This window comes from Streptomyces marokkonensis (assembly GCF_008312835.1).
Classification (GTDB): Bacteria; Actinomycetota; Actinomycetes; order Streptomycetales; family Streptomycetaceae; genus Streptomyces; species Streptomyces marokkonensis_A.
On the sequence record NZ_VSKS01000026.1, the window covers coordinates 35,096 to 59,892 of the forward strand.

At 73.3% G+C, this 24,797-nt stretch carries 22 protein-coding genes and 1 riboswitch; of the genes, 8 read left to right on the forward strand and 14 right to left on the reverse strand.

Annotated elements, in window-relative coordinates; translation table 11 throughout:
• Positions 1-22: 22 nt before the first annotated feature.
• From F1615_RS31630 to F1615_RS31640, 3 genes are read right to left on the reverse strand one after another with little or no spacing between them, the layout of a single operon-like run.
• Positions 23-835 (reverse strand): polysaccharide deacetylase family protein, encoded by an 813-nt coding sequence (locus F1615_RS31630; protein ID WP_244328924.1) that lies wholly within the window; start codon positions 833-835, stop codon positions 23-25.
• Complete coding sequence (locus F1615_RS36615; RefSeq protein ID WP_244328925.1) at positions 832-2,385, reverse strand: glycosyltransferase; 1,554 nt, start codon at positions 2,383-2,385, stop codon at positions 832-834. The genes F1615_RS31630 and F1615_RS36615 overlap by 4 nt, the downstream gene beginning before the upstream one ends.
• A 20-nt stretch (positions 2,386-2,405) precedes the next feature.
• Positions 2,406-3,476: a GNAT family N-acetyltransferase gene (locus F1615_RS31640; protein WP_149552477.1), complete on the reverse strand. Its 1,071-nt coding sequence runs from the start codon at positions 3,474-3,476 to the stop codon at positions 2,406-2,408.
• Between the two features lie 222 nt (positions 3,477-3,698).
• Here F1615_RS31640 and F1615_RS31645 point away from each other — a divergent pair, with 222 nt between their 5' ends.
• Positions 3,699-4,571, forward strand: a complete 873-nt coding sequence (locus tag F1615_RS31645) for an HAD family hydrolase (protein WP_149552478.1) — start codon at positions 3,699-3,701, stop codon at positions 4,569-4,571.
• Here F1615_RS31645 and F1615_RS31650 read toward each other — a convergent pair.
• Positions 4,535-5,032 (reverse strand): transglycosylase SLT domain-containing protein, encoded by a 498-nt coding sequence (locus F1615_RS31650; RefSeq protein WP_149552479.1) that lies wholly within the window; start codon positions 5,030-5,032, stop codon positions 4,535-4,537. The genes F1615_RS31645 and F1615_RS31650 overlap by 37 nt on opposite strands.
• A 3-nt stretch (positions 5,033-5,035) precedes the next feature.
• Positions 5,036-5,210, reverse strand: a riboswitch (cyclic di-AMP (ydaO/yuaA leader).
• A 520-nt stretch (positions 5,211-5,730) separates the two neighbouring features.
• Here F1615_RS31650 and F1615_RS31655 point away from each other — a divergent pair.
• From F1615_RS31655 to F1615_RS31670, 4 genes are all read left to right on the forward strand, one after another.
• Positions 5,731-6,741 carry a polyprenyl synthetase family protein gene (locus F1615_RS31655; RefSeq protein ID WP_149552523.1) on the forward strand — a complete coding sequence of 337 codons (1,011 nt, stop codon included), beginning with the start codon at positions 5,731-5,733 and terminating at the stop codon, positions 6,739-6,741.
• Positions 6,742-6,985: 244 nt separating this feature from the next.
• Positions 6,986-8,206 carry a LolA family protein gene (locus F1615_RS31660; protein WP_149552480.1) on the forward strand — a complete coding sequence of 407 codons (1,221 nt, stop codon included), beginning with the start codon at positions 6,986-6,988 and terminating at the stop codon, positions 8,204-8,206.
• Positions 8,207-8,246: 40 nt separating this feature from the next.
• Entirely contained in the window at positions 8,247-9,221 is a 975-nt protein-coding gene (locus tag F1615_RS31665) for an ABC transporter ATP-binding protein (protein WP_149552524.1), read from the forward strand.
• Positions 9,208-10,077 (forward strand): ABC transporter permease, encoded by an 870-nt coding sequence (locus F1615_RS31670; protein ID WP_149552481.1) that lies wholly within the window; start codon positions 9,208-9,210, stop codon positions 10,075-10,077. The genes F1615_RS31665 and F1615_RS31670 overlap by 14 nt, the downstream gene beginning before the upstream one ends.
• Positions 10,078-10,108: 31 nt before the next feature.
• Here the strand turns inward: F1615_RS31670 and F1615_RS31675 are convergent, their stop codons facing one another.
• The 3 genes from F1615_RS31675 to F1615_RS31685 all read right to left on the reverse strand — a co-directional run bounded on the left by F1615_RS31675 (position 10,109) and on the right by F1615_RS31685 (position 12,599).
• Positions 10,109-10,693 (reverse strand): flavodoxin family protein, encoded by a 585-nt coding sequence (locus F1615_RS31675; protein ID WP_149552525.1) that lies wholly within the window; start codon positions 10,691-10,693, stop codon positions 10,109-10,111.
• Positions 10,694-10,774: 81 nt separating this feature from the next.
• Positions 10,775-11,944, reverse strand: coding sequence for an amidase family protein (locus F1615_RS31680; RefSeq protein WP_425385672.1), 1,170 nt, complete (start codon positions 11,942-11,944; stop codon positions 10,775-10,777).
• Positions 11,945-12,101: 157 nt separating this feature from the next.
• A complete protein-coding gene (locus F1615_RS31685; protein WP_244328926.1) occupies positions 12,102-12,599 on the reverse strand; it encodes a DUF6668 family protein in 498 nt (165 codons plus the stop codon).
• A 171-nt stretch (positions 12,600-12,770) separates the two neighbouring features.
• Here F1615_RS31685 and F1615_RS31690 point away from each other — a divergent pair, with 171 nt between their 5' ends.
• Complete coding sequence (locus F1615_RS31690; protein ID WP_149552483.1) at positions 12,771-13,988, forward strand: tetratricopeptide repeat protein; 1,218 nt, start codon at positions 12,771-12,773, stop codon at positions 13,986-13,988.
• Between the two features lie 28 nt (positions 13,989-14,016).
• Here the strand turns inward: F1615_RS31690 and F1615_RS31695 are convergent, their stop codons facing one another.
• Together F1615_RS31695 and rarD are read right to left on the reverse strand one after the other, a co-directional pair.
• Entirely contained in the window at positions 14,017-14,490 is a 474-nt protein-coding gene (locus F1615_RS31695) for a VOC family protein (protein ID WP_149552484.1), read from the reverse strand.
• Positions 14,491-14,564: 74 nt separating this feature from the next.
• The gene (gene rarD / locus F1615_RS31700) at positions 14,565-15,617 is read right to left on the reverse strand and encodes an EamA family transporter RarD (RefSeq protein ID WP_149552485.1); all 1,053 of its coding nucleotides are present in this window, start codon (positions 15,615-15,617) and stop codon (positions 14,565-14,567) included.
• Positions 15,618-15,859: 242 nt separating this feature from the next.
• On the opposite strand from rarD, the gene F1615_RS31705 reads away from it, so the two are divergent.
• Positions 15,860-16,447 (forward strand): M23 family metallopeptidase, encoded by a 588-nt coding sequence (locus F1615_RS31705; protein WP_208818457.1) that lies wholly within the window; start codon positions 15,860-15,862, stop codon positions 16,445-16,447.
• An 89-nt stretch (positions 16,448-16,536) separates the two neighbouring features.
• Here F1615_RS31705 and F1615_RS31710 read toward each other — a convergent pair whose 3' ends face one another.
• Both F1615_RS31710 and F1615_RS31715 read right to left on the reverse strand, forming a co-directional pair.
• Positions 16,537-19,431, reverse strand: a complete 2,895-nt coding sequence (locus tag F1615_RS31710; protein ID WP_149552486.1) for an AfsR/SARP family transcriptional regulator — start codon at positions 19,429-19,431, stop codon at positions 16,537-16,539.
• 214 nt (positions 19,432-19,645) lie between these two features.
• Positions 19,646-20,500 (reverse strand): SDR family oxidoreductase, encoded by an 855-nt coding sequence (locus F1615_RS31715; RefSeq protein WP_149552487.1) that lies wholly within the window; start codon positions 20,498-20,500, stop codon positions 19,646-19,648.
• A gap of 91 nt (positions 20,501-20,591) precedes the next feature.
• Here F1615_RS31715 and F1615_RS31720 point away from each other — a divergent pair, with 91 nt between their 5' ends.
• Positions 20,592-20,972, forward strand: a complete 381-nt coding sequence (locus F1615_RS31720; protein ID WP_149552488.1) for a winged helix-turn-helix transcriptional regulator — start codon at positions 20,592-20,594, stop codon at positions 20,970-20,972.
• Positions 20,973-21,005: 33 nt separating this feature from the next.
• Here the strand turns inward: F1615_RS31720 and F1615_RS31725 are convergent, their stop codons facing one another.
• The 3 genes from F1615_RS31725 to F1615_RS31735 all read right to left on the reverse strand — a co-directional run bounded on the left by F1615_RS31725 (position 21,006) and on the right by F1615_RS31735 (position 24,779).
• Positions 21,006-22,064 (reverse strand): 2-oxoacid:ferredoxin oxidoreductase subunit beta, encoded by a 1,059-nt coding sequence (locus tag F1615_RS31725; protein WP_149552489.1) that lies wholly within the window; start codon positions 22,062-22,064, stop codon positions 21,006-21,008.
• Positions 22,057-23,988 (reverse strand): 2-oxoacid:acceptor oxidoreductase subunit alpha, encoded by a 1,932-nt coding sequence (locus F1615_RS31730; protein ID WP_149552490.1) that lies wholly within the window; start codon positions 23,986-23,988, stop codon positions 22,057-22,059. The genes F1615_RS31725 and F1615_RS31730 overlap by 8 nt, the downstream gene beginning before the upstream one ends.
• Positions 23,989-24,119: 131 nt before the next feature.
• Complete coding sequence (locus F1615_RS31735) at positions 24,120-24,779, reverse strand: response regulator transcription factor (RefSeq protein WP_280118915.1); 660 nt, start codon at positions 24,777-24,779, stop codon at positions 24,120-24,122.
• Positions 24,780-24,797: the final 18 nt, after the last annotated feature.

The window sequence follows — 24,797 nt, forward strand, 5'->3', positions numbered from 1 at the left end:
CGCCGGGCATCCCGGCCACCCCTCAGCCCGCGAACTCCGGACCCCTGAGTGCCGCCCGGCCGCGCCGGTACCAGCGCCAGGCGATCGTCTTCGGGCCGTCCCGGTACGGGGCGATCCGCGCGCCGCCGCCCGCCAGCCACGCCTCGACGTCGGCGACGGTGTGGCCGCGGCGGACGATCAGGCGGGCGATGCGGTAGCGCTCGTCCCGGTCCGAGCTGAGCGCGTGCCGCACGGCGGCCGCCGTCTCGTACCCGGCCCGGGCGGCCATCGCCCGCACCCGCGGGCTGTTGTAGCCGTGCGGATAGGCGAGATGGGGGACGGAATGGCCGAGGACGTCCTCCAGCACGGCCTTGGAGTCCAGCAGTTCGGCGCGCAGGCGCCGTGCGGTCAGCGTGTCGAGCTGGGCGTGGGTGACCGTGTGGCTGCCGATCTCCAGGCCCGCCTCCTCCAGCCGTGCCGCCTCGTCCAGGGTCATCATCGGGGCGGGCGGCAGCAGACTGCGGCCGCCCGGGGCGATGGCGCCGGTGGTGAGGTAGGCGGTGGCGGGCAGCCCGCGCCCGGTCAGGACGTCGGCGGTCGGTCCTGGCAGGTCGGCGAAGCCGTCGTCGAAGGTGAGCAGCACCGGCCGGGGCGGCAGCGGCGCCCGCCCCGCGAGACCGTCGGCGAGGACGCCGATGGTGACGGGCGTGCGGCCACTGTCCACGACGGCGTCCAGATGGGCCGCGAAGTCCTTCGGCGTGACCGTGAACTCGGCGATCCACTCCGGCGGGTCGTCCATCACGGCGTGATAGAGGAGCACGGGGACGGCCGGGGTCGTCTCCGGCGCCGGACTCATCGCGTCCCCCTTCCCCCGCCGCTCCTCCAGGCCCGCCGAGCCCGCAGATAGCCGAGCGGACCGTGCACCATCCCCCTGCGCTGCAACCGCGACAGCCGGCGCGGCCAGGGATGGGTGCGGGTGTCGTGCGCCCCCGGTGCGCCGCCACCCGCGCCGGTGGCGCGTACGGCGGTCAGCGCGCGGGCGCGGGCGAGACCGCGCGGCAGCCGGGCGAGGAACGCCGGCAGCAGCGCGGGCCGGTTGACCAGGACCGCGGTGAGGTAGGCGGTGAGGCCGGCGCCGTAGCCGTACGCCTGCGTCTCCAGGTCGGACCAGGTCTCCCGGTGGTGGTGCCACACCAGCGCGTACGGCGTGTAGTGCAGCCGGCGCCCCTGGGCGAGGACGCGCACGAACCCGTACAGGTCGTCGCCGCCCCGCGCCGGCGTCCCGGCACCGGTGGCCGGGTCGAAACCGCCGGCGGCCCGCAGCACCCGGGTACGGAAGGCCATGTTGGCGCCCGAGCCGAAGCGGCCCGCGGTGAAGGGGAACAGCGGCTCGTCGCGGGGCGGGTCCCGGGGGTCGTACGTCGTCGGCGTGAAGCCCTTCGCGAAGCCGCCGTGGCTCTCCAGCAGGACCTGGGCCGGGGTGCGCAGCCGGGCGGGCAGGATCAGGCCGGTGGCGCAGCCGAGCCGGGGGTCGGCGGCGAACGGCGCGGTCAGTTCGGTGAGCCAGCGGGGATCGGCGACCACGTCGTCGTCGGTGAACGCGACCACCTCGCCCCGGGCCGCCGCCAGCCCGGTGTTGTGCGCGATCGCGAGCCCGGGGACCGGCTCGCACACGTACCGCACGCGCTCGCCGTACTTCCGCTCCACGAGATCGCGCGTCCCGTCGGTCACGGGCGCGTTGTCGACGACGACGATCTCGAACCGCGGATGCTCCTGCGCGAGGAGCGAGTCCAGCGCCCGGGCCAGCTGCCCGGCCCGCTCCCGGGTGGCCACGACGACCGAGGCGTACGGCGGCCCGGGGGGTGCACCCGAGCCGTCGGAGGTCCGCGCTCGCCCCGGCGTGGCAGCCGCCCGGCCGGTCTCGGTGTCCCGGATCCGCCCGCTTCCGCCGGCCGCCGGCGTCGCGCCGGACGGCGGCCCGGGGGGTGCACCCGCGCCGTCGGAGGTCCGCGCGCGCCCCGGCGTGGCAGCCGCCCGGCCGGTCTCGGTGTCCCGGATCCGCCCGCTTCCGCCGGCCGCCGGCGTCGCGCCGGACGGCGGCCCGGGGGGTGCACCCGCCGGCGTCTCCCGCACCGCCGAGGTGAGCCCCTGCCGCGCCGCCCGCGTCAGCGCCGCCCGCGGGTCGGCCCCCTCCGGTACCCGCGTCAGCAGCGTGCCCACCGGCCGTCCCGCCCGCCTGACCAGGAGGAACACCTCGCCGTGGGTCACCGGTGGGCTGCCGGGGCCGGGCCGGAGCGCGGCCTCGTCCCCGCCCGGCTCCAGGTCCAGCTCGGCGACCTGCACCGCGCCGATGGCCAGGAACCGCCGTATCTCCTCCCGCGTACGCGCTCGCGCTCTGCCGGACATACGTCCTCCCCTCCCCCTCCTCACGAGCGGCGCAGCCGTGCCGCGCCCTTCAGGGTCCGCGACGCCAGCGACGCGAGGCGCGGGCGGGCGCGGACGAACGCGTGCGCGCGGCGCGCGGGCTCGCGGCTCAGCCAGTGCAGCGCGGCACCCGCTCCCGGACGGGTCGCCGCACCCTCGTGGACGGCGCGTTCGCCGGTCTTCAGCGCGTCCTTGTACTCGGCCGGACCGCGCCCCATGTCGAGCAGGCCGATGCCCTCGGCCGCCGCCGCCTCGGCCATCCGCAGGTGCAGCACGAGTCCGGGCGAGAACGTCGCGAACTCCGGGTCGTACGCCGGGAACCAGCAGGCCAGGACGGAGGCCGAACGCAGGCCGAAGTGCGCGGCAACGGGGCGGTCGGCGGCGTACAGGACCGACAGCGTGCCCGAGCACTGGGGCGCCCGGGTCTCGGCGAGCCGGCCCACGAGCCGGACGATCCACTCCTGCGCGAACCGGTCGCGGCGCCCGGTCCTGCGGTACTGCGCCGACTTCCACTCCATGAGGGTCCGCAGCGCGGCCGGGTCGCGTTCGTCGAAGACGAACCGCACCGGTCCGGCCCGGCGGCCGAGCCTGCGCTCCTTGGCCAGCGTGGTCTTCAGGAACTTCGGCGACCGGGTGCGCAGCACCGACTCGTAGGTCTCGTAGCCCTTCTCCACGTCGATGACGAAGGTGGCGTGCTCCTCGGCCGCGTACGGCACGAAGAGGTCCTGGCCGGCCTCCAGATTGTCGAACGCGAAGCTCGACACCGAGCAGGCCCGCAGCAGTTCACCGGTCTCCGGGGCGACACCGGGGGCCAGCACCGCGCCCTGGCAGTCCGACACCCCGAGCCCGATCGCCCGGCCCTGTCCCGCCACGCCCCGCTCGTGGGGCAGGAAGCCCGCCGGTTCCGCCCCCCGGTACAGCACCGCCACCCGGGCCCGCGGCCGCACCCGGCCCACGGCGGCGGTGAACTCCGGTTCCATGAAAGGGCTGCGTGGCGCGTCCGTCGCGGCGCGCAGTTCCCGCCAGCGCTCCCGTTCCCCCTCGCCGAGCTCCTCCGGCCTCAGCACGCGCATGCGTCCACTGCTCACCTGACCCCCCGATCAAGTCCCCCCTGGACCCTTGGACGGTACCGCCCGGGCCCGGGAGGGCGGTAGATAGCGGACGATGTTCTCGCCAAACGGTGAAAGAGTCCTCAACCGGTCCGTACCCGGCGATGACGGAAGGGGAACCGCACCGAAAGCGAGCGGATACGGGCATGGTGAATCGGACGGTCGCGTTGTCCGTATTCTCTGATCATGGCCGCACCCACCGCTTTTTCACTCATCGCCACCGACCTGGACGGGACGCTGCTGCGCGACGACGACACCCTCTCCGACCGGTCCCTCGCCGCGCTCGCGCGCGCGGCGCGGACCGGTGTCCGTCACCTCGTGGTGACGGGGCGTCCCGCCCCCAGAGTGCGGCCCCTCCTGGACGACCTCGGCTGCACGGGGCTCGCGGTGTGCGGACAGGGCGCGCAGGTGTACGACGCCGGCGCGGAGCGGCTGCTGTGGTCCGTCACGCTGGACCGGGAACTGGCGGAGACCGCCCTCGGCAAGATCGAGGCCGAGGTGGGGGAGGTGTACGCCGCGGTCGACCAGGACGGGGCCGACGGGCTGACGCTGATCGAGCCGGGCTATCTGATGCCGCACCCGACGCTCCCCGCCGTACGGGTGGAGCGGCGGCGTGATCTGTGGGAGCGGCCGATCAGCAAGGTGCTGCTGCGCCACCCGCTCCTGTCCGACGACGCGTTGGCGGCGGCGGCGCGCGCGGTGGTCGGTTCGCTGGCGACGGTCACCATGTCGGGGCCCGGGACCGTGGAGCTCCAGCCGTGCGGGGTGACCAAGGCGACCGGTCTCGCCCTGGCCGCCGAACACCTGGGGGTGAGCCCGGCGCGGACGATCGCCTTCGGCGACATGCCGAACGACATCCCCATGTTCGACTGGGCGGCGCACGGCGTCGCCATGGCCAACGCGCATCCCGAGCTGAAGGCGGTGGCCGACGAGGTCACCACGTCGAACGAGGACGACGGCGTGGCCGTCGTCCTCGAGCGACTGTTCGGTGGGGCGGCCGTGCTCGGCCGTCAGCGGTCGGCTCAGTACGCGCCGAAGACGTTGTCGATCGAGCCGTAGCGGTCGGCGGCGTAGTTGCAGGCCGCCGTGATGTTCGCGACCGGGTCGAACGGGTCGAAGGCCGTGCCGGGCACGTGGTAGGCCTGGAAGGTCGGGTCGATGACCTGCAGCAGGCCCTTCGACGGGGTGCCCGCGGCGGCGTTGGAGTCCCAGAGGTTGATGGCGGCCGGGTTGCCGGAGGACTCGCGCATGATGTTGCGGTGGATGCCCTCGTAGGAGCCCGGGATGCCGTTCTGCGCCATGACGGCCAGCGACTCACGGATCCAGCCGTCGAGGTTGTCCGGGTACGCCGTCGTGGCCGTCGTGGAGGCGGCGGTCGTGACGGGCGTCGTGGTGGCCGCAAAGGCGCCGGTGGCGCCGAACAGCGGAAGGGCGACCATCGCGACGCCGGTGCCGGCGACGGCGAGGGAGCGGGCGATGCGGCGGCTGCCGAGGCGGCGGAGCTGACCGGAAGCGGGCATGTCTGGGTTCCTCTCCTGCGCCTGCGAGGTGAGCTGTCGGGTTCGGGCGGGGAGAGTGCCCGGCCGTGCCCTGCGGGCATGGCTTCACCCCGAGCCGTTCCGGTGCGATGCCCGGCCCGGCGACGTACCTGGGTCCCCCGCTCCTGCCGTGCGTGAGTTCGTTCGGTGGGTGTGATGCGGGCGGTGGCAGGATTCGGCGTCCGCCCGGCAGGCCCGGAACGTATGCGAGAGCACATGTCGGGAACAAGTGTGGGCATCACGTAAAGGACTCTTTGATCTTGCAATGGGGGATTTGAGACGCTTGATCCCTGGCGAGTGCCAAGAGTCAACTCGGTTCCGGGGAAGGGGAGTCGCCGGTGCGGGGGAGCGGCGGGCGCGCCGGGTGGCGCGTGACCCACTTCACTGGCCGCGGGATGCGGGAGCATTTGCGGCCAAGGGGAATGCAGCGGTCAAGTGCGGCAAACCGGACGTGGGGCCGGGCAGGATGGTTGGCGGGTCGTTGTGTCCGGGAAGGAGGGGAATGTCCGCCGCCGTCAACCGATCAAAAGCACTCCGCTTCTGATCCCCCGGCGCCCTGCCTGTAACCCCGGGCGCTGGCGGTGATCGAAACGTGACCGGATACGCTGACTTGAGTGATGGCAGCGACCTATCGACATTCCATGTAATCGCCAGTGGACACCAGCAGACAGGAGACCCTCGTGACCGTCGTCGGGCCGTTCGGGCTGAGCGTGCGGGACCAGGCTCTGGAAGCCGATGTCCAGGCCGGAATGACGGCTGTCGAGGAAGGGCTGATCGAGGCCACCAAGAGTGAGGTCCCCTTCATCACGGGGGCCGCCCAGCACTTGGTGCGGGCCGGCGGCAAGAGGTTCCGTCCCCTGCTGGTGATGCTCGCCGCCCAGTTCGGCGACCCCTACGCGCCCGGTGTCGTGCCGTCCGCCGTGGTCGTGGAGCTCACCCACCTGGCCACGCTCTACCACGACGACGTGATGGACGAGGCCGAGGTGCGGCGCGGCGTCGACAGCGCGAACGCCCGCTGGGGCAACTCCGTCGCGGTCCTCACCGGCGACTTCCTGTTCGCGCGGGCCTCGCACATCCTGGCCGACCTCGGACCGGAGGCGGTGCGGGTGCAGGCCGAGGCATTCGAGCGGCTGGTCACCGGGCAGATCCTGGAGACCGCGGGGCCGCAGGACGGCCGCGACCCGGTCGACCACTACCTGGACGTGCTCGGCGGCAAGACCGGCTCGCTGGTCGCGGTCTCCTGCCGCTTCGGCGCGATGATGTCCGGCGCCGACGAGACGGTGGTGGACGTCCTCACCCAGTACGGCGAACGGCTCGGCGTCGCCTTCCAGCTCGCCGACGACGTCCTGGACATCGCCTCCGACTCCCACGAGTCCGGCAAGACCCCCGGCACCGATCTGCGCGAGGGCATCGCCACGCTGCCCGTGCTGCGCCTGCGCGAGCGGGCGGCCCGGCTGGGCCTGGCCGAGGACATCGCCCTGTGCGAACTGCTCGACTCCGACCTCACCGACGACGCCCGGCATGCCGAGGCGCTGCGGCTGCTGCGCGCCCACCCCGCGCTGGAGCAGGCCCGCCGGGACACCGTGCGGTACGCCGAGGAGGCGCGTGCGGCGCTGGCCCCGCTGCGGGACTGCGAGGCGAAGACGGCACTCGTGCAGCTCTGCGACGCGGTGGTGCACCGCGCGGGCTGACCCCGCCGGCGGCCCGAACGCGCCGCTACCCCTACGGGGCGGGGGAGGAAACCACCCCCCGTGTCATACCCCAGCAGTACACGGAGTTGAGTCCGGGGTCTGACGTATCCGCCTGCCGGATTTGGTCAGATGGACAACGACGGACAACACCACTTCTCACCGGTTCGGGTGAGAATGGCGGCTCAGGGTGAGACTGGTGCGAGGACACGAGACGGAAGCCGCCGCCGACTACGGAGGGGCACACATGGCACCGTACGAATCCGAGAACACGACGGTCGCGGGGGAGGTCGACGAGCCGCGCACGGGGCGGCGCAGGGCCGCCCGGTACGTCGTCCCCGTCACGGTGATGGGACTGGCCGCCGCGACCATCGGGCTCGTCCCCGCGATCGCCGACTCCGGCGACCCCGACCTGCCGGAGATCACCGCCGCGCAGCTCATAGAGAAGATCGCGATGTCGGACGTCGAGCAGCTGTCCGGCACCGTGAAGATCACCACGGACCTCGGACTGCCGGACCTCGGCGGCCTGGAGGACTCTCTCGCGTCCGGCGCGGCGGGGCGGGGCGGGGACGGCGGCTCCTCGGCCGACCCGTCCGCCAAGCTCACCGCACTGGCGTCCGGCACGCACACGCTGCGGGTCGCGGCCGACGGTCCCGACCGGCAGAAGGTCTCGCTCCTCGAGGACGCCGCCGAGTACAGCCTGATCCACAACGGCAAGGACGTCTGGGGCTACGACAGCAAGTCCAACGAGGTCTACCACGGCACCGTCGACGAGTCCGGCGAGGAGCGGGAGCAGAAGCCCCCGGCCACCCCGAAGGACTTCGCCGAGGAGGCGCTGAAGTCGGTCGACGACACCACGTCCGTGACCGTCGACGGCACCGCCCAGGTGGCCGGCCGGGACGCGTACAGGCTGGTCGTCGAGCCCAGGCAGTCCGGCTCCACGGTCGGTGCCATCAGCATCGCGGTCGACCACGAGACGGGCATGCCGCTGAAGTTCACGCTCACCCCGTCGAGCGGCGGCGCGGCCGTCGTGGACGTCGGCTTCACCAAGGTGAGTTTCGACCGGCCGGCCGCGTCGACGTTCGAGTTCACCCCGCCCAAGGGCGCCGAGGTGACCGAGGACGGCGAACTCGACCGGGGCCGCGGGCACTCCGGGAAGCCGGAGGGCGCCCCGAAGTCGGAGGAGGACCTGGCCAAGGGCCTCGACGGGCTGAAGATGCTCGGCGAGGGCTGGAACACCGTCGCCACCTTCGACACCGGCGCCGAGGGCGGCCTGCCCACCGGTGAGACCGGCGGAGACCTCGGCGGCTTCCTCGGCTCGCTCGGCGACCAGGTCAAGGGCGAGTTCGGCACCGGCACGGTGTTCAGCACCCGCCTGGTCAACGCCCTGTTCACCGAGGACGGCAAGGTCTACGTGGGCACCGTCACCAAGGACGCGCTCGTGAAGGCGGCCGACGCGGGGAAGTAAGGTCGCGGAAGCTCACGACGTGACAGGGAACGAGGGAGCGATGGGCGAGGCGTCCGCCGGCGAGCCGGACGGAGCACACGCGGGTGACGGAGTCATCGTCACCCGCGCGCTCACCAAGCGCTACCGCGGCGGACAGCTCGCCGTCGACGGTCTTCACCTGACCGTCCCGGAGGGCAGCGTCTTCGGCTTCCTCGGCCCCAACGGCTCGGGCAAGACCACCACCATCCGCATGCTGATGGGCCTGATCGAGCCGACCTCCGGCACGGCGCACGTCCTGGGGCGTCCCATGCCCCGCTCCGCGCGCGCCGTGCTGCCCCACGTCGGCGCCCTCATCGAGGGCCCGGCCCTGTACGGCTTCCTCTCCGGCCGGGACAACCTCCTGCGCTACGACGCCGCCGACCCGACCGCCGATCCGCGCACCCGGAGCGCCCGTGTCGCCGCCGCGCTGGACCGGGTGGGCCTCACGGCCGCCTCCGGCAAGAAGGCGAAGGCGTACTCCCTCGGCATGAAGCAGCGCCTCGGTCTCGCGGCCGCCCTGCTCCAGCCGCGCCGGCTGCTCGTCCTGGACGAGCCGACCAACGGCCTCGACCCGCAGGGCATGCGGGAGATCCGCACGCTCATCCGCGCGCTGGCCTCGGACGGCACCACCGTCTTCCTCTCCTCCCACCTCCTCGACGAGATCGAGCAGGTGTGCACGCACGCCGCCGTGATGGCACGGGGCCGGCTGATCACCCAGGGGCCGGTAGCCGAGCTGTCGGCGGGCGCCCGGGGCCGGCTGGTCGTGACCACGCCGGACCCGGTCGACGCGGCGCGGGTGCTGAAGGAGCAGGGAGTCGCCGACCTCGTCGTCGCCGACGACCGGGTGACCGGCGAGGTGCCCGAGCGCGACCTCGCCGAGGTGAACGCCGCACTGGTCACCGCCGGTGTCCGGGTCCGCGGCCTCGGGGTCGAACGGGCCTCGCTCGAGGACGCGTTCGTGGCGCTGACGGGGGAGGGCTTCGATGTCGCGGGCTGAAGCGGTGCCAAGGGTGAGCCCGCTGTGGACCCTCGGCCTGTTCCGCAGCGAGCTGCTCACCACCTTCCGGCGCTGGCGCACCCTCGCCCTGCTGGGGGTGCTGGCGGCCGTGCCGGTCCTGATCGGCGTCGCCGTGCGGATCGAGACCGGTGACGGCTCGTCGGCCGGGGGCGGGGGCGGCGAAGGGCCCGCGTTCATCTCGCAGATCACCAACAACGGACTGTTCCTGGTCTTCACCGGGCTCGCCGCGACCCTGCCGTTCTTCCTGCCCATGGCGATCGGTGTCGTCGCGGGCGACTCCCTCGCCGGCGAGGCGAACGCCGGCACCCTGCGCTACCTCCTGGTCGCTCCCGCCGGCCGGACCCGCCTGCTGCTCACCAAGTACGCGACGGTCATGGTCTTCTGCCTGGTCGCCACGCTGGTGGTCGCCGTCTCGGCGCTGCTCGTCGGCGCGCTGCTGTTCCCCCTGGGCGATCTCACCACCATCTCGGGCACCCGGATCAGCTTCGGCGAGGGCCTGGTCAGAGCCCTGCTCATCGCCCTGGTCGTCGCCGCGTCCCTGACCGGCGTCGCGGCGCTCGGCCTGTTCGTCTCCACGCTGACCAACAGCGGCATCGCGGCGATGGCGACCACGGTCGGGCTGCTGATCACGGTCCAGATCCTCGACCAGATCCCCCAGCTGCACGCCCTGCACCCCTACCTCTTCTCCCACTACTGGCTGTCCTTCGCCGACCTGATGCGCGAACCGGTCCACTGGGACGACCTGACGAGGAACCTGGGACTTCAGGCCCTCTACGCGGCGGTGTTCGGCTCGGCGGCCTGGGCGAGGTTCACGTCGAAGGACATCACCGCGTAGGGGAGGCGGTGGCGACGCGCGACGCGCCCCGTCAGGCGGCCTCGTAAGGGAAACGGGCGAGGGGTGCCTCCCGGGCGAAGAACGTCTTGGCGCGGGCCAGGGCGTCGGTGTCCTTCAGGACGTCGCCCGGCCTGCTGCCGTTGCCGAGCAGCACGCCACCGAAGCACATTCCCATGTACGCCGCCGAGTTGTTCAGCGTGCCGGCCAGTGGATCGGCGACCTCCGGCTCCTGGTGCGCGAGCGCGGTGACGCCCCACAGGGTGCGCCCCGCCATCGTCGACTTGAAGTCCAGCCCCGGCGTGCGCAGCCAGCCCGACCAGTGGTCCAGGTAGCGCTTGGCCTGCGCGGACACCGAGTACCAGTACAGCGGCGAGGCGATCACCACGTCCGTCGCCGCGAGGGTGGCGTCCAGCAGCAGGGCCACGGGGCCCTCGGTGGGGCGCACGTGGTCGCTGTCGTGGCGCAGGTCTTCGAAGTCGGGGACGGGGTGGGCGGTGAGGTCGATCCACTGCTGCTCCACGTCGGAGGGAAGTTGTTCGGCGGCCCGGCGGGCCAGCAGTTCGGTGTTGCCGTCGGGGCGGGAGCTGGCCAGGACGAAGAGGAAGCGGCGGGTCATGATCATCCCCAAGATGCTCGGCGTACGCCAGTTACAGGCATCTGCATCATATGTACATGCAAGCAAATCGCCAAGGTTCGCTCAGCCGACGGCGCCGCGACGCTCCGCCTCCCGCGCGACGGCGAGCAGCACCTCCTCCCGCCCCCGTGGCGCCACCAACTGGAGGCCCGCCGGACAGCCGTCGCCGCCGAACCCGGCCGGCACGCTCAGCGCGGGGTGACCGCTGACGTTGAACGCCCAGGTGAGCGAGGTCGAGTAGACGTCACCTGGGCCGTCGTGGCCGTGCGGGGCCGTGGGCGCCGTGGGGGTGAGCAGCAGGCCGGTGCGGGCGAAGAGGGCGTCCAGGCGCCGGTCGTTCCCGGTACGGACGCGGTGGGCGTCGGCCGGATCGGCGCCGGGCGTGCGCAGGGCGAGCCAGGCCGGGGCGGGGTCGAGGAGCAGCGGCGGCTCCGGGGGACGTACGAGTCGTACGACACCGGCGTCGGCCAGCCGCCCGGCCGCCGCACGGGCCAGGGCCACGGGCTCGGGATCGGGGACGGCGAATCCGAGGTCCGGCGACCAGGTGGCGGTGACGGGAAAGGACGGAACCGCCCCGGCCCCGCCGGCCGGCCCCGACACCACCCGCCACCAGGCGGCCGCGTCCGCCGCCGTGCGGGTGAGGACCCCGGGCGCCGCGAGGCCCGTGCGGTCGGGCGAGGGCAGACGGCCGCCCGTGACCTTCAGCCCGACGACCCCGCACCACGCCGCCGGGATCCGCACCGAGCCCGCCCCGTCACTGCCCGTCGCCAGCGGCACCAGCCCGGCCGCCACCGCCACCGCCGACCCGGCCGAGGAGCCGCCGGGCGTACGGTCCGCCCGCCACGGGTTGACGGTGCGGCCGCGCGCCCCGAGCCCCCACGTCTGCCACGGCGTCCCCGGGCCGGGCACGGAGGTGGCGCCGACCGGGACACAGCCGGCCCCGATCAGCGGGCCCGCCGCACGCAGCCCGCGCGGCCCCTTGACCGCGACCGGCACCCCGGCCAGCGGCAGCCGCTCCCCGGCGGCGACCCGCGCGTCCACGTCCCCCGCCCGCCGCAGCGCCTCCCCGCCCCACACCTCGAGGAACGCGCACACCACCGGATCCGCCCGCCCGATCCGCTCCAGCGCCTCCGCGACCACGTCCACGGCCCGCAGCCGCCGCCCGCGTACGGCGGAGGCGATCTCCTCGACCGAGGCGGACACACGACGGTCGTACTCCTGGCTGTCCGGCACACCTGCCCCCTGAGCGGTCCCCGCCGCCCACGGTACGTGCCGCACGTCGGCGGCAGGGTGGTACCGATACGCCGGCCGGGCGTGCGCGATCGCGGGGGCGTGCCCTGGGTGCCCCCTGCCGCTGATCAGGCCGGACGCGGACCGGGCGGCCGATGCGTCAGCGGGTCGCCCCCGTCAGACGGGCCAGTGACTCCGTGCCGCGGGGCGGCCGGCCGCTCAGGTCGCCCAGCCGCCATTCCGGCACCCACGGCACGCGGTACACGTCGATCACCGACTCGATGAGCCGGATCCGGTGGGCGAGGGGGCGCGGCAGCCGTCCCGGCGCGTCCGCCACCAGGACCACGGCGTCCAGGTCGAGCCCCTGGGGCGCCTCCTGGCGCCGGAACACCTCCGTGGCCGGGACCACGGCGTCCAGGCCGGCCGCGTGGGTCCGGGCGACGAGCAGCACCGACCGCGGACCGGCGGGCCCGGGCCAGGCGCGTCCGCCGTCATGACCGCCGTAGACCGCGGCGAGCGTCGAGACACCGGCGCCGCCGTGCAGGCCCACCCAGGAGAAGCGCCGGGCCGTCGCCTGTGCGTGGGCGGACTCCGGCGGGGCCGCCGCCTCCGGTGCCGCCACCGGCCCTCGGATCCAGATCTCCGGTCCCTCTCGCATGCCTGTCCGCATGCCCCCTCTCCTGCTCGCCTCCTCGATCCTCATGCCGCAGGGCGGGCGGGAAACCGGCGTGGCCGGTCGTTGGGACGAGCCTGTGACAACGCGGTGACGTGAGAAGCGCGGGCGAGCGGACAGACTCGACGGTAGGTGTACGACCCGAATGAGGGGACGATGGCTCGACTCAGCCGCGAGAACAAGCGGGAACAGCAGCAGGCCGCGCACGCGGCGAACCTTGCGGCGGCGCCGATCGACGTCCGTGTCCCCGTCGGCGGCGGGGCCGGCACGGGCGGGGCGTCGGTCGGCGGGGTACCGGTGTTCGCGGGGCCCGGCGAGGAGATCCAGCAGGCGGTGCTGAACCGTCTGCACCGCATCGCCGTCGCCTCCGGGCACGCCGTCCTCGCCACCGTGCACGACGAACGCATCGGCTACGTCGTCCCGCTCCAGGTCGACCCGGACGGCTCCAGCCACTTCACGGGCCGGCCGGCACGGATCCGCCCGGCGCAGGAGCCGGCGCGGGGGGCCGATCCGGTACGGCGCGCGGAGCCCGCGCCGGGAGCGGGGCCCGACGCGGACCGGCCGACGCACCTCCTGCGCTCCGTGCCGGAGCCGCAGGCACCGAAGGGCCCGGCTCCCGTACGGGACGCCGCCCCCACCTTCCGGCTGCGACCGGTCCCCGGAGCGGGGGCTCCCCGGGACGTCGTACCGACCTTCGAGCTGCGGGCCCTGCCCGCGTCGGCGGAGGCCACGCCGGGCACGGTCGCGCCCCCGACCGGCGCCTTCGGTCCGCCTCCGCCCATGGACGCGCGCCCCGCGGAACCGTCCCCCGCTCCCGAGCCCGTGCTCGACCCCGACCCCAGGCCCACCCCGCCGCGCGGGTTCGACGCCGTGGCGGAGGCGGTGCTCGGTGACGAGCCCCTCGCCGCGTCCGGCGAGAACCACCTCGCCGAGCCCATGGCCCGGGTCAACGAGGCCGTCCGGTCCGGCCGGATCGACACGGCCGCCCGCCTGGCCGGGGAGACCGTGGCGGAGGCGTCGGCCACCCTGGGGCCGGAGCACCCCGAGGTCCTCCGCCTGCGCGAACTCACCGCGTACATCGCCTACCTGGCCGGTGAGCCGCTGCACGCCTTCCGGCTGTCCCTCGACCTCGCCCTGATCTGCCGCCGCGCGCGGGACACGGAGGCCGCCTACGGCAACGTCCGCAGCGCGGCCACCGCGTGGCGCGCGGTGCGCGACCCGCTGCTCGGACTGGAGCTCGGGCACGAGCTGATCGCGCTGTGGACCGAGCTCGCCGCCGAGGGCGGCCCCGCCGCCGACGAGATCGAGGAACTGGAGTCCGCCCGCGCCCGCATGGGCCGCCTGACCGAACGGGCCCGCACGCGGCAGACCTGAACCGTTCCCGTCCCGGCGGCCCCCGTCCCTAGTGCAGGCAGAATTCGTTGCCTTCCGGGTCGGCCATCACCAGCCACCCCCCGGAAGGCTCCTCCACCCGCCGCAGCACACGCGCGCCGAGCCCCTCCAGGCGCGCGAGTTCCTCCTCGCGGCGCCCCTCCCCGGGGTGCAGATCGAGGTGCAGCCGGTTCTTGACCGTCTTCTCCTCCGGTACGCGCTGGAACAGCAGGCGCCGACCGCGGCCGGTGCCGCTCTCCTCCTCGTACGGGTCGTCGGGATGCCGTACCGCGGCCAGGTCGCGCCAGGCGCGGCGGCCGTGGGACTCGACGGTGAGCCCGGCCGGAACGGCTCCCGCGCCGAGCAGCTTCCCGATGAGGGCGCTGTTGTCCTCGACCACGTAGCGGAGGGCGGCGGCCCAGAAGTCGGCCTGTGCGTGCGGGTCGGCCGCGTCGACGACGACCTTCCAGTGGACGGGCGTGCCCGGAGTCGGTGTCTGCGTCATGCGATCAGTTATAGGACCCGGCACTGACACCGGCCGGCGGCCCGGCGTCCGGGCCGTCCGTGTCGTGCGCGGGGCTACGGCCTGGTCTCCAGCGCGTCCGCCCCCGGTACGGCGGCCACGCCCTCCGGGCTCCGCGCCGCACCCGCCGTGCCGGCCGGCGCGGCGGGTGCGGCGGGTGCGGCGGGTGCGGCCCCGGCGGTCGCCGGCACGTCGAGCCCTCCGGCCAGCACGCGGGCGGTCCTGCGGGCGGAGCGCAGCGCGTCCCAGGTGAGCAGGGTGAGCGCCAGCCACACCAGCGCGAAACCGGCCCAGCGCTCGGGCGGCATGGCCTCCTTGAAGTACACGACGCCGAGCAGGAACTGGAAGACCGGCGCCAGGTACTGCAGCAGTCCCAGAGTCGACAGGGGCACGCGGATCGCGGCGGCGCCGAAGCAGACCAGCGGCAGCGCGGTGACCAGTCCGGTCGCGGCGAGCAGCAGCGCGTGCCCCGCGCCCTCGGCGGCGAAGGTGGAGTCGCCCCGGGCGCCCAGCCACAGCAGGAAGCCCAGCGCGGGAAGGAACTGGATCGCGGTCTCGGCGGCCAGCGACTCGACGCCGCCGAGGTTGACCTTCTTCTTCACCAGGCCGTACGTGGCGAAGGAGAAGGCGAGGCAGAGCGAGATCCACGGCGGCTGGCCGTAACCGACGGTCAGGACGAGCACCGCCGCGGCCCCGACCCCCACCGCCGCCCACTGGGCGGGCCGGAGGCGCTCCTTCAGCAGCAGCACGCCCATCGCGATGGTCACCAGCGGGTTGATGAAGTAGCCGAGGGAGGCCTCGACGACGTGCCCGGAGTTCACGGACCAGATGTAGACGCCCCAGTTCACGGTGATGACCGACGCGGCGACCGCGACCAGCGCCAGCCTGCGCGGCTGCCGCAGCAGCTCGCCGAGCCAGGCCCAGCGGCGTATGACCAGCAGGGCGGCGGCCACGAAGACCAGCGACCAGACCATCCGGTGGGCCAGGATCTCCACCGCTCCCGCGGGCTTGAGCAGGGGCCAGAACAGCGGGACGAGCCCCCACATGCCGTAGGCCGCGAAGCCGTTCAGCAGTCCTATGCGCCGCTCTGCGGCCGACTTCCCGGTCACGGGCCCCTCCTTCGTGCCTGACGCGTGCCCTGTGTCCCGCGCCGCTCGCCGAACGCGCGCGCGATGCTCGCGAACGACGGTAACGCCGGACACCCCCGCGTGTCATGTCCGTACCGGCATACGGTCATGACGGGCTCCGTCGCCGCTCCCGCTCCGGAACATCGCGCGCGGCGACTTGTATCCGCTTTGTATGCGCACCTCCTTCAATCGCCCCTGTCACCTCGGCGACCACGGGAGGAACCATGCGCATACGGAAGAGACAGGGCCGTCGGCTGCTCGCGGCACTGTGCGGCCTGGCCGCACTGATGGCGGCCGCCCCGGCCTCGGTCGCGGCACCGGAGAAGGCCTCGGCCGAGCTCCGGGCAACATCGACCCGCCCCGCGTTCCGCATGCCGTTCGTCTGCGGACAGACCTGGCGCGGCAGCAACTGGCAGGGCCACAGCCCCGCCCACTCCATCGACTGGAACCACTACGACGCGAACGGCACCCCGGACGACCTCGGCCGCCGCGTCCTCGCCAGCGCCGGCGGCACCGTTCTCTCCTCGTACTACGCCACCGGCACCGGCTACGGGAACACCGTCGTCATCGGGCACGGCAACGGCTGGCGGACCCGGTACGCGCATCTGAAGTCCCGTGACGTGCAGAAGGGCGACACCGTCTCGCGCGGCCAGCGCATCGGCACGGTCGGTGCGACGTCCGCGCTCTACGACATCTCCCCGCATCTGCACTACGAGCAGATCCACGACGGCAGTGTCGTCGTCGCCGTCGTCCAGGGCGTCACCTGGTACGACTACCTCGCGCGCTACCAGACCAGCACCAACGGCTGCTGAGCCCGGCGCCGCACCGAACCGGGCGAGTGGGTACGGCGGCCGCCCGCCGCCGTACCCACGGGTCCGGTGCCGTCCCTCCCCCCACCGGCTCAGCGAAGCGAGCGCAGCTTGGCGTCCACCAGCTCGGCCTGGTCGCGCACGTCGAGGCGCCGATAGGCCGACAGTGAGCGGTGGAAGTAGCGCCGCGCGGTCTGCTCCCGGCCCGTCGCGTGGTGCAACTCGCCCAGCAGACACGCCACCCGGGCCTCCGCACGGCGGTCACCGAGCCGCTGCTGCACCGCCAGCGCATCCACCAGCAGCGCCGACGCCCGGCCCGCGTCGCCCTGCCGCAGGCACAGCTCCCCGATGCTCTGCCGCACGTACGCCGCGCAGTGCGTGTCGGTCAGCTCGTCGAAGATCCCCAGTGCCCGCTCCAGCTCGGCCCGCGCCATGTGCGGTGTGCCGCGCAGTTCGTGCAGTACGGCGATACGGCGCCGGACCTGTGCCTCGCGGTGCCGGTCGCCGACGTCGCGGGACAGGGCGAGCGCGTCGTCGAGCCACGGTGCCGCGGCGTCCGCGTCGCCCCGGTCCAGCCACACCGAGGCGATCGCGTTGTGGGCGATGGCCTCACCGTGCCGGTCGGCCGCCGCCCGGAAGGCGTACCGCGCCGCGGTGAAGGAGGCCAGCGCCGAGTCCAGGTCGCCGGTCACCCGGTGCACGGAGCCGATGCCGAGCCGGGCGACCGCCTCGCCCGAGCGGTGGCCGAGGGCGGTGAAGACGTCCCGGGACCGGGTGAACGCGGCGAGCGCGTCGGCGTACCGGTCCTGATAGAGATGGAGCTGGCCGAGGTTGCGCAGCAGGGCGGCGGACCGGGTGTCGGTGGGTGCGGGCCCCGCGTGGAGCGCGAGCCGGTGGGTGCGCAGCCAGTCGTCGTAGTAGCCCCGCATGTCGAAGAAGCCGGCCAGCTCGACGGCGAGGTCGCCCGCCCGCGCGTGGTCGCCGAACCGCAGAGCGGACTCCACGGCGGTGACGAGGACCCGGCGTTCGCTCTCGAACCACTCGACCGGCCGGGTGCGTACGGCGCGGGCGATGCCGGCGGCCGGGCCGGGCAGCGGGACCGTTTCCCCCAGCACTCCGAGGAAACGCGTCGGCATCGCGGCGTTCGCGCAGCGGGCCAGCGCGATCAGGGCGTCCACGGTCCGCAGCCCGTGCTCGCGCCGGACGTCGGGGTCGTCCGCCTTGGTGAGTTCACGGGCGTAGATGTGGAGCAGATCGTGCATGCGGTAGCGCTGCAGCCCCAGTGGGTCGGTGCCCACCACCTCGACCAGGTGCTCGTCGAGCAGTGTCTCGAGCACCCGGCCCGGCTCCTCGGCGTGCCCCATCGCGACCGTGACGAGCCAGCCCGGTACCGCCTCGCCGGGCAGCCGGCCGAAGGCGCGGAAGGCAGCGGCGGCATGCTCGGGCAGATGCCGGTAGCTCAGCTCCGCGCTCGCCCGAACCTCCAGCTCGCCGGCGCGCAACCGGTCCAGCCGGTCACGCTCGTCGTGCAGGAAGTCGGCCAGCGCGGCGACGGTCCAGCCCGGCCGGTTCGCCAGCCGGGCCCCGGCGATCCGCACGGCCAGCGGCAGCGACCCGCAGCCGGCGAGCACCCGGTCGGCATGCGCGTCGGCACCGCGCAGTCGCTCCTCACCGACGATCCGGCCGAGCAGCGTACGGGCCTCGTCGTGCCGCATCACGCCGAGGGGGCAGTGGTGCGCGGGCAGGGACGGCAGGCGTCGGCGCGAGCCGACCAGGACCGCGGAGCCGCCGGTGCCCGGCAGCAGCGGGCGGACCTGCGCGCTGGTCGAGGCGTCGTCCAGGACGATCAGGAAGCGCCGCGGAGCCAGTCGGGAACGCAGCAGTGCGGCCCGCTCATCCGGTTCGGCCGGAATGGCGTTGTCGATGACGCCGAGGCCCCGCAGCATCTCGGCGAGCACGTCGGCCGCCTCACGGGGGCGGCCGCTCATGCCGCCCAGATCGACGAACAGCTGCCCGTCCGGGAACAGGTGCCGCACCCGGTGGGCGACATGGACGAGCAGGGTGGACTTCCCCGAACCAGGCAGTCCTGACACCACGGCGACGACCGGCCGCCGGCGGGCCCCGGACAGCAGCTCCTCAAGGGCGGCGATCTCCACGTCGCGGCCGGTGAAGTCGGGTACGTCCATCGGCAGTTGGCACACCGGCGTGACCGGGGCGGCGCGGCGCCCGGCCACCTGCCCGTTGACCTCCTCACCGGTGGCGCGCAGCGGGGCACCGGGGGCGACGCCGAGTTCGGCGGCGAGCACCCGCTCGGCCTCGGCGTAGGCGACGCGGGACTCCGTGACGCGTCCGGCACCGTACAGGGCGCGGACCAGCATCTGCCACAGGTCCTCGCGCAGCGGGTCCTCGGCGAGGCGGGTCCTGAGGTCGGCGACGAGCGGCGCGTAGTCGCCCCGTCGCAGCCGCACCTGGAGGCATTCGTCGACGGCGAGGGAGCGCAGCCCCTCGATCCGGGCGACGACCGGATCCCACACGACGCTGGGCGGCAGGTCCTGGAGCATGCCGCCCCGCCACAGCGCGAGCGCCGTGTCGTAGCCGCGCAGGGCGGCGCCGTCGTCGCCCTGGTCGCGGGCCGCGCGGGCATGGTCCAGGAGGTGCTCGAACAGCAGCATGTCGTGATCGCCGGGTCCCACGTCCAGGGTGTAGCCCGAGGGAAGGGTGCGCAGCCCGTCGGTGACGATGCCCGCGGCCTTCAGGGCCGCCCGGACCGCGCGTACGTAGGTGCGGACGTTGGCCACCGCCGAGCGGGGCGCGCCGCCGGGCCACAGGACCTCTGTCAGGACATCGAGAGAGACGAACGCCCCGGGCTCCAGCAGGAGCGTGGCGAGGACCGCCCGCGGCTTGGGGCCGCCCAGCGGCAGCGGCTCCGATTCGCCCCGCGCCCGTACCCGGAGCGGGCCCAGCACGCCGAATATCGGCTCCCCCATGCGCCTGCCTCCGCAAAGCCCGTGACAGCCCGTGACTGTGTGCCCAGCGTAGCCGTACACACAGTCGCCGAACAGGAGTTCAGCGATCCGGGACGGGACCGGCACCCCGGGGTCACTTCACGTCGACCCGCCCCGCCCCGGGCGGCGACGGGAGGTGAGGACGCTCGCCGGCGAGCCGCGGGAGCAGGGCGGGGAGCGCTGTGCGGCAGGGGCGTCAGCCCTTGAGCGCGGCGGCGACGGCCTCGGCGAGCGGGGTGGTCGGGCGGCCGGCCAGCCGGGACAGATCGCCGCTGTCGACGACGAGCTCACCCTTCTCGATCGAGACGTCCACGCCCGCGAGGACGGCGGCCATCGGCCCGGGCACGCCGGCGCCGGCCAGGATGCCGGTGAGCGCCTCCGGCGTGACCGGGGTGTAGGCGATCTCCCTGCCGGTCTGCCGGCTCAGCTCGGCCGCGTACTCGGCGAAGCTCCACGCCTCGTCGCCGCCCAGCTCGTACGTCGCGTTCTCGTGCCCCTCACCGGTCAGCACGGCGACGGCGGCGGCCGCGTAGTCGGCCCGCGAGGCCGAGGAGACCCGGCCCTCGCCGGCGGCCGCGAGGACCGCGTCGTGCTCCAGCACCGGGGCGAGGTTCTCGGTGTAGTTCTCGTGGTACCAGCCGTTGCGCAGCAGTACGTACGGCACGCCGGAGCCCAGCAGCGCCTCCTCGGTGCCGCGGTGGTCGTCGGCGAGGGCGGCGCTCAGCGGGCCGGGGGCGCTGGTGTAGGCGAGCAGGGCGACGCCGGCGGCCTTCGCGGCGTCGATGACGACTTGGTGCTGCCGCACCCTGCCCTTGTCGAACTCGTTGCCGGAGATCAGCAGCACCTTGTCGCCGGCCGCGAACACGCCGTCGAAGGTGCCGGGGGCGTTGTAGTCGGCGACCGCGACGCGCACGCCGCGCCCCGCGAGGTCCGCGGCCTTCTCGGCGCTGCGCACGACGGCGGTGACCTGCTCGGCCGGAACCTTCTCCAGCAGCTGCTGCACGACGAGGCGGCCGAGCTTTCCGGTGGCTCCGGTGACGACGATGCTCATGGTTCGTAACTCCTTGTGGGGTGGGTGTGCCACTCACCATAGGAGGTGCGCTAACTATTGGAAAGTACCCACCTTGAGGTAAGGTACTGGCATGGCAGTAAGTAATGGTGGCCGGGGCGGCGACGGCGAGGCGATGTGCCCGCACCGACTGGTCCTGGAACACGTGACCAGCCGCTGGGGCGTCCTCGTGCTGATCCGGCTCCTGGAGCGCCCGCACCGCTTCAGCGAACTGCGCCGCGCGATCGGCAGGGTTAGCGAGAAGATGCTCACCCAGACCCTCCAGACCCTGGAGCGCGACGGCATGGTCCACCGCGACGCCAAGCCGGTCATCCCGCCCCGCGTCGACTACTCCCTCACCGGCCTGGGCCGCGAGGCCGCCGAACAGGTGCGCGACCTCGCCCTGTGGACCGAGAAGCGCATGACCGACGTGCTCGCCGCCCGGCAGGCGTACGACGAGGCCCGGACGCCGTAGGGCGCCCGGGCCTCCTGCGGATCGCGGCGGCCGTCAGCCGACGACGGTCCAGGTGTCGCCGCCGGCCAGGAGCGCGGCGAGGTCGCCCTTGCCCTTCTGCTCGATCGCGGTGTCGAGCTGGTCGGCCATGAGGGTGTCGTAGACGGGCCGCTCGACGGAGCGGAAGACACCGATGGGCGTGTGGTGCAGGGTGTCGGGGTCCGCGAGCCGGGACAGCGCGAAGGCGGTGGTCGGGGACGCTGCGTGCGCGTCGTGCACCAGGATCCCGGCCTCGTTCTCCGGGGTGACCGCCACCACCTTCAGGTCACCGGTCTGCGGGTCGCGGACGACGCCCTTGGACCGGTCGGCGCCGAAACGGATCGGCTCGCCGTGCTCCAGGCGGATCACGGCGTCCTCCGCCCGCTGCCGGTCCTTGAGGACCTCGAACGCGCCGTCGTTGAAGATGTTGCAGTTCTGGTAGATCTCCACCAGCGCCGTGCCCGGGTGGTCGGCGGCCTGGCGCAGCACCTCGGTGAGGTGCTTGCGGTCCGAGTCGACCGTGCGGGCCACGAAGGAGGCCTCCGCGCCGAGGGCCAGGGACACCGGGTTGAAGGGGGCGTCGAGCGACCCCATCGGCGTCGACTTGGTGATCTTGCCGACCTCGGAGGTGGGGGAGTACTGGCCCTTGGTCAGGCCGTAGATCCGGTTGTTGAACAGCAGGATCTTCAGGTTGACGTTGCGGCGCAGGGCGTGGATGAGGTGGTTGCCGCCGATGGACAGGGCGTCGCCGTCACCCGTCACCACCCACACCGACAGGTCCCTGCGGGAGGCCGCGAGGCCGGTGGCGATGGCGGGGGCGCGGCCGTGGATGGAGTGCATCCCGTAGGTGTTCATGTAGTACGGGAAGCGGGAGGAGCAGCCGATGCCGGAGACGAAGACGATGTTCTCCTTCGCCAGGCCGAGCTGGGGCATGAAGCCCTGCACGGCGGCGAGGACGGCGTAGTCACCGCAGCCGGGGCACCAGCGCACTTCCTGGTCGGACTTGAAGTCCTTCATGGACTGCTTGCCCTCGGCCTTGGGGACGAGCTGCAGCAGCGCGTTGGCGTCAGTCATCGATGGCCTCCTTCAGCGCCGTGGCGAGCTGCTCCGCCTTGAACGGCATGCCGTTGACCTGGTTGTACGAGTGGGCGTCCACCAGGTACTTCGCCCGGATGAGAGTGGCGAGCTGACCGAGGTTCATCTCGGGGACCACCACCCTGTCGTACTTCTCGAGCACCGCCGCGAGATTGCGCGGGAAGGGGTTCAGGTGCCGCAGGTGGGCCTGCGCGACCCGCTCCCCGGCGTTCCGCAGCCGCCGCACGGCCGCCGTGATCGGCCCGTACGTCGAGCCCCAGCCCAGCACCAGCAGGCGCGCCGTCCCGTCCGGGTCGTCGACGTCGAGGTCGGGTACGTCGATGCCGTCGATCTTGGCCTGACGGGTGCGCACCATGAAGTCGTGGTTGGCGGGGTCGTACGAGATGTTGCCGGTGCCGTCCTGCTTCTCGATGCCGCCGATGCGGTGCTCCAGACCCGGCGTGCCGGGGACCGCCCACGGCCGGGCCAGAGTCTGCGGATCGCGCTTGTAGGGCCAGAACACCTCGGTGCCGTCGTCCAGGGCGTGATTGGGGCCCTGCGCGAACTGCACCCTCAGATCGGGCAGCTCCTCCAGGTCCGGGATCCGCCACGGCTCGCTGCCGTTGGCCAGGTAGCCGTCGGACAGGAGGAAGACGGGGGTGCGGTAGGACAGCGCGATCCGGGCCGCCTCCATGGCCGCGTCGAAGCAGTCGGCCGGGGTGCGCGGGGCGACGACCGGGACCGGGGCCTCGCCGTTGCGGCCGTACATCGCCTGCAGCAGATCCGCCTGCTCCGTCTTGGTCGGCAGACCCGTGGACGGCCCGCCGCGCTGGATGTCCACGATCAGCAGCGGCAGCTCCAGCGACACCGCGAGACCGATCGTCTCCGACTTCAGCGCCACCCCCGGTCCCGAGGTCGTCGTCACCGCGAGCGAGCCGCCGAAGGCCGCCCCGAGCGCGGCACCGATGCCGGCGATCTCGTCCTCGGCCTGGAAGGTGCGCACACCGAAGTTCTTGTGCCGGCTCAGCTCGTGCAGGATGTCCGAGGCCGGAGTGATCGGATACGAGCCCAGGAACAGCGGGAGGTCCGCCTGCCGGGAGGCGGCGACCAGCCCGTAGGACAGGGCCAGGTTCCCGGAGATGTTGCGGTAGACACCCGGCGGGAACGCCGTCGCCGCCGGCGCCACCTCGTAGGAGACCGCGAAGTCCTCCGTCGTCTCACCGAAGTTCCAGCCCGCCCGGAAGGCCGCGATGTTCGCCTCCGCGATGTCGGGCTTCTTGGCGAACTTCGACCGCAGGAACTTCTCCGTGCCCTCGGTGGGCCGGTGGTACATCCAGCTCAGCAGGCCGAGCGCGAACATGTTCTTGCTGCGCTCGGCCTCCTTGCGGCTGAGGTCGAAGTCCTTGAGCGCCTCCACCGTCAGCGTCGTCAGCGGCACCGGGTGCAGGTGGTAGCCGTCCAGCGAGCCGTCCTCCAGGGGGCTGCTGTCGTAGCCGACCTTCTGCATCGCCCGCCGGGTGAACTCGTCGGTGTTGACGATGATCTCCGCACCGCGCGGCAGGTCGCCGATGTTGGCCTTCAGCGCGGCCGGGTTCATCGCCACCAGCACGTTCGGCGCGTCGCCCGGGGTGAGGATGTCGTGGTCGGCGAAGTGGAGCTGGAAGGAAGAGACACCGGGCAGGGTTCCGGCGGGGGCGCGGATCTCGGCCGGGAAGTTCGGCAGCGTGGAGAGGTCGTTGCCGAACGACGCGGTCTCCGAGGTGAAACGGTCCCCGGTGAGCTGCATCCCGTCACCCGAGTCCCCCGCGAACCGGATGATCACCCGGTCGAGCCGGCGGACGTCCTTTGTGCCCGCCGCTGTGCGCTGCTCTCCCACGACTGCTCCGTCGGCATGCTCCGCTGTGCTGCTGACCTGGCTGGTCACTGAACTGGACCTCCTCGAGGGCGGCTGTCCGGGACGGCCTTCCCGCAGGCCCTCCCCGGATCAACCCTACGTCCGTAAGGGTCGCCTTCCTTGGGTCATTCGCATGTTGGACACGACTTCGAGACGTCCCACTAGGAGTTGAGGTAGGTGAGAACCGCCAGGACCCGCCGGTGATCGCCGTCGCTCGGGGAGAGCCCCAGCTTCAGGAAGATGTTGCTGACGTGCTTCTCCACGGCGCCGTCGCTGACCACCAGCTGCCTGGCGATCGCCGAGTTCGTCCGCCCCTCGGCCATCAGCCCCAGGACCTCACGCTCACGCGGGGTGAGCCCGGCGAGCACGTCCTGCTTGCGGCTGCGCCCCAGCAGCTGCGCGACCACCTCCGGGTCCAGCGCGGTCCCGCCCCCGGCCACCCGCACCACCGCGTCCACGAACTCGCGCACCTCGGCCACCCGGTCCTTCAGCAGGTAGCCGACGCCCCGGCTGGACCCGGCGAGCAGTTCCGTGGCGTAGCGCTCCTCCACGTACTGCGACAGCACCAGCACCCCGACACCCGGATGCGCCTTGCGCAGCTGCACCGCGGCCCGCACGCCCTCGTCCGTGTGCGTCGGCGGCATCCGTACGTCGGCCACCACGACGTCCGGGAGCAGGTTCTGCCCGTCCAGCTCGGTGATGGTCTTGATCAGCGCCTCTCCGTCGCCGACACCGGCCACGACCTCGTGCCCCCGGTCGGTCAGCAGCCGGGTCAGGCCCTCCCGCAGCAGCACCGAATCCTCGGCGATGACCACCCGCACCCTGTCCTCCACGCTCTT

Bases quoted from the DNA above. Each gene is read 5' to 3' on its own strand.
- F1615_RS31630 (WP_244328924.1), bottom strand. From the start codon at position 835: ATGAGTCCGGCGCCGGAGACGACCCCGGCCGTCCCCGTGCTCCTCTAT.
- F1615_RS36615 (WP_244328925.1), bottom strand. From the start codon at position 2,385: ATGTCCGGCAGAGCGCGAGCGCGTACGCGGGAGGAGATACGGCGGTTC.
- F1615_RS31640 (WP_149552477.1), bottom strand. From the start codon at position 3,476: ATGCGCGTGCTGAGGCCGGAGGAGCTCGGCGAGGGGGAACGGGAGCGC.
- F1615_RS31645 (WP_149552478.1), top strand. From the start codon at position 3,699: ATGGCCGCACCCACCGCTTTTTCACTCATCGCCACCGACCTGGACGGG.
- F1615_RS31650 (WP_149552479.1), bottom strand. From the start codon at position 5,032: ATGCCCGCTTCCGGTCAGCTCCGCCGCCTCGGCAGCCGCCGCATCGCC.
- F1615_RS31660 (WP_149552480.1), top strand. From the start codon at position 6,986: ATGGCACCGTACGAATCCGAGAACACGACGGTCGCGGGGGAGGTCGAC.
- F1615_RS31665 (WP_149552524.1), top strand. From the start codon at position 8,247: ATGGGCGAGGCGTCCGCCGGCGAGCCGGACGGAGCACACGCGGGTGAC.
- F1615_RS31670 (WP_149552481.1), top strand. From the start codon at position 9,208: ATGTCGCGGGCTGAAGCGGTGCCAAGGGTGAGCCCGCTGTGGACCCTC.
- F1615_RS31675 (WP_149552525.1), bottom strand. From the start codon at position 10,693: ATGACCCGCCGCTTCCTCTTCGTCCTGGCCAGCTCCCGCCCCGACGGC.
- F1615_RS31685 (WP_244328926.1), bottom strand. From the start codon at position 12,599: ATGCGAGAGGGACCGGAGATCTGGATCCGAGGGCCGGTGGCGGCACCG.
- F1615_RS31690 (WP_149552483.1), top strand. From the start codon at position 12,771: ATGGCTCGACTCAGCCGCGAGAACAAGCGGGAACAGCAGCAGGCCGCG.
- F1615_RS31695 (WP_149552484.1), bottom strand. From the start codon at position 14,490: ATGACGCAGACACCGACTCCGGGCACGCCCGTCCACTGGAAGGTCGTC.
- F1615_RS31705 (WP_208818457.1), top strand. From the start codon at position 15,860: ATGCGCATACGGAAGAGACAGGGCCGTCGGCTGCTCGCGGCACTGTGC.
- F1615_RS31710 (WP_149552486.1), bottom strand. From the start codon at position 19,431: ATGGGGGAGCCGATATTCGGCGTGCTGGGCCCGCTCCGGGTACGGGCG.
- F1615_RS31715 (WP_149552487.1), bottom strand. From the start codon at position 20,500: ATGAGCATCGTCGTCACCGGAGCCACCGGAAAGCTCGGCCGCCTCGTC.
- F1615_RS31720 (WP_149552488.1), top strand. From the start codon at position 20,592: ATGGCAGTAAGTAATGGTGGCCGGGGCGGCGACGGCGAGGCGATGTGC.
- F1615_RS31725 (WP_149552489.1), bottom strand. From the start codon at position 22,064: ATGACTGACGCCAACGCGCTGCTGCAGCTCGTCCCCAAGGCCGAGGGC.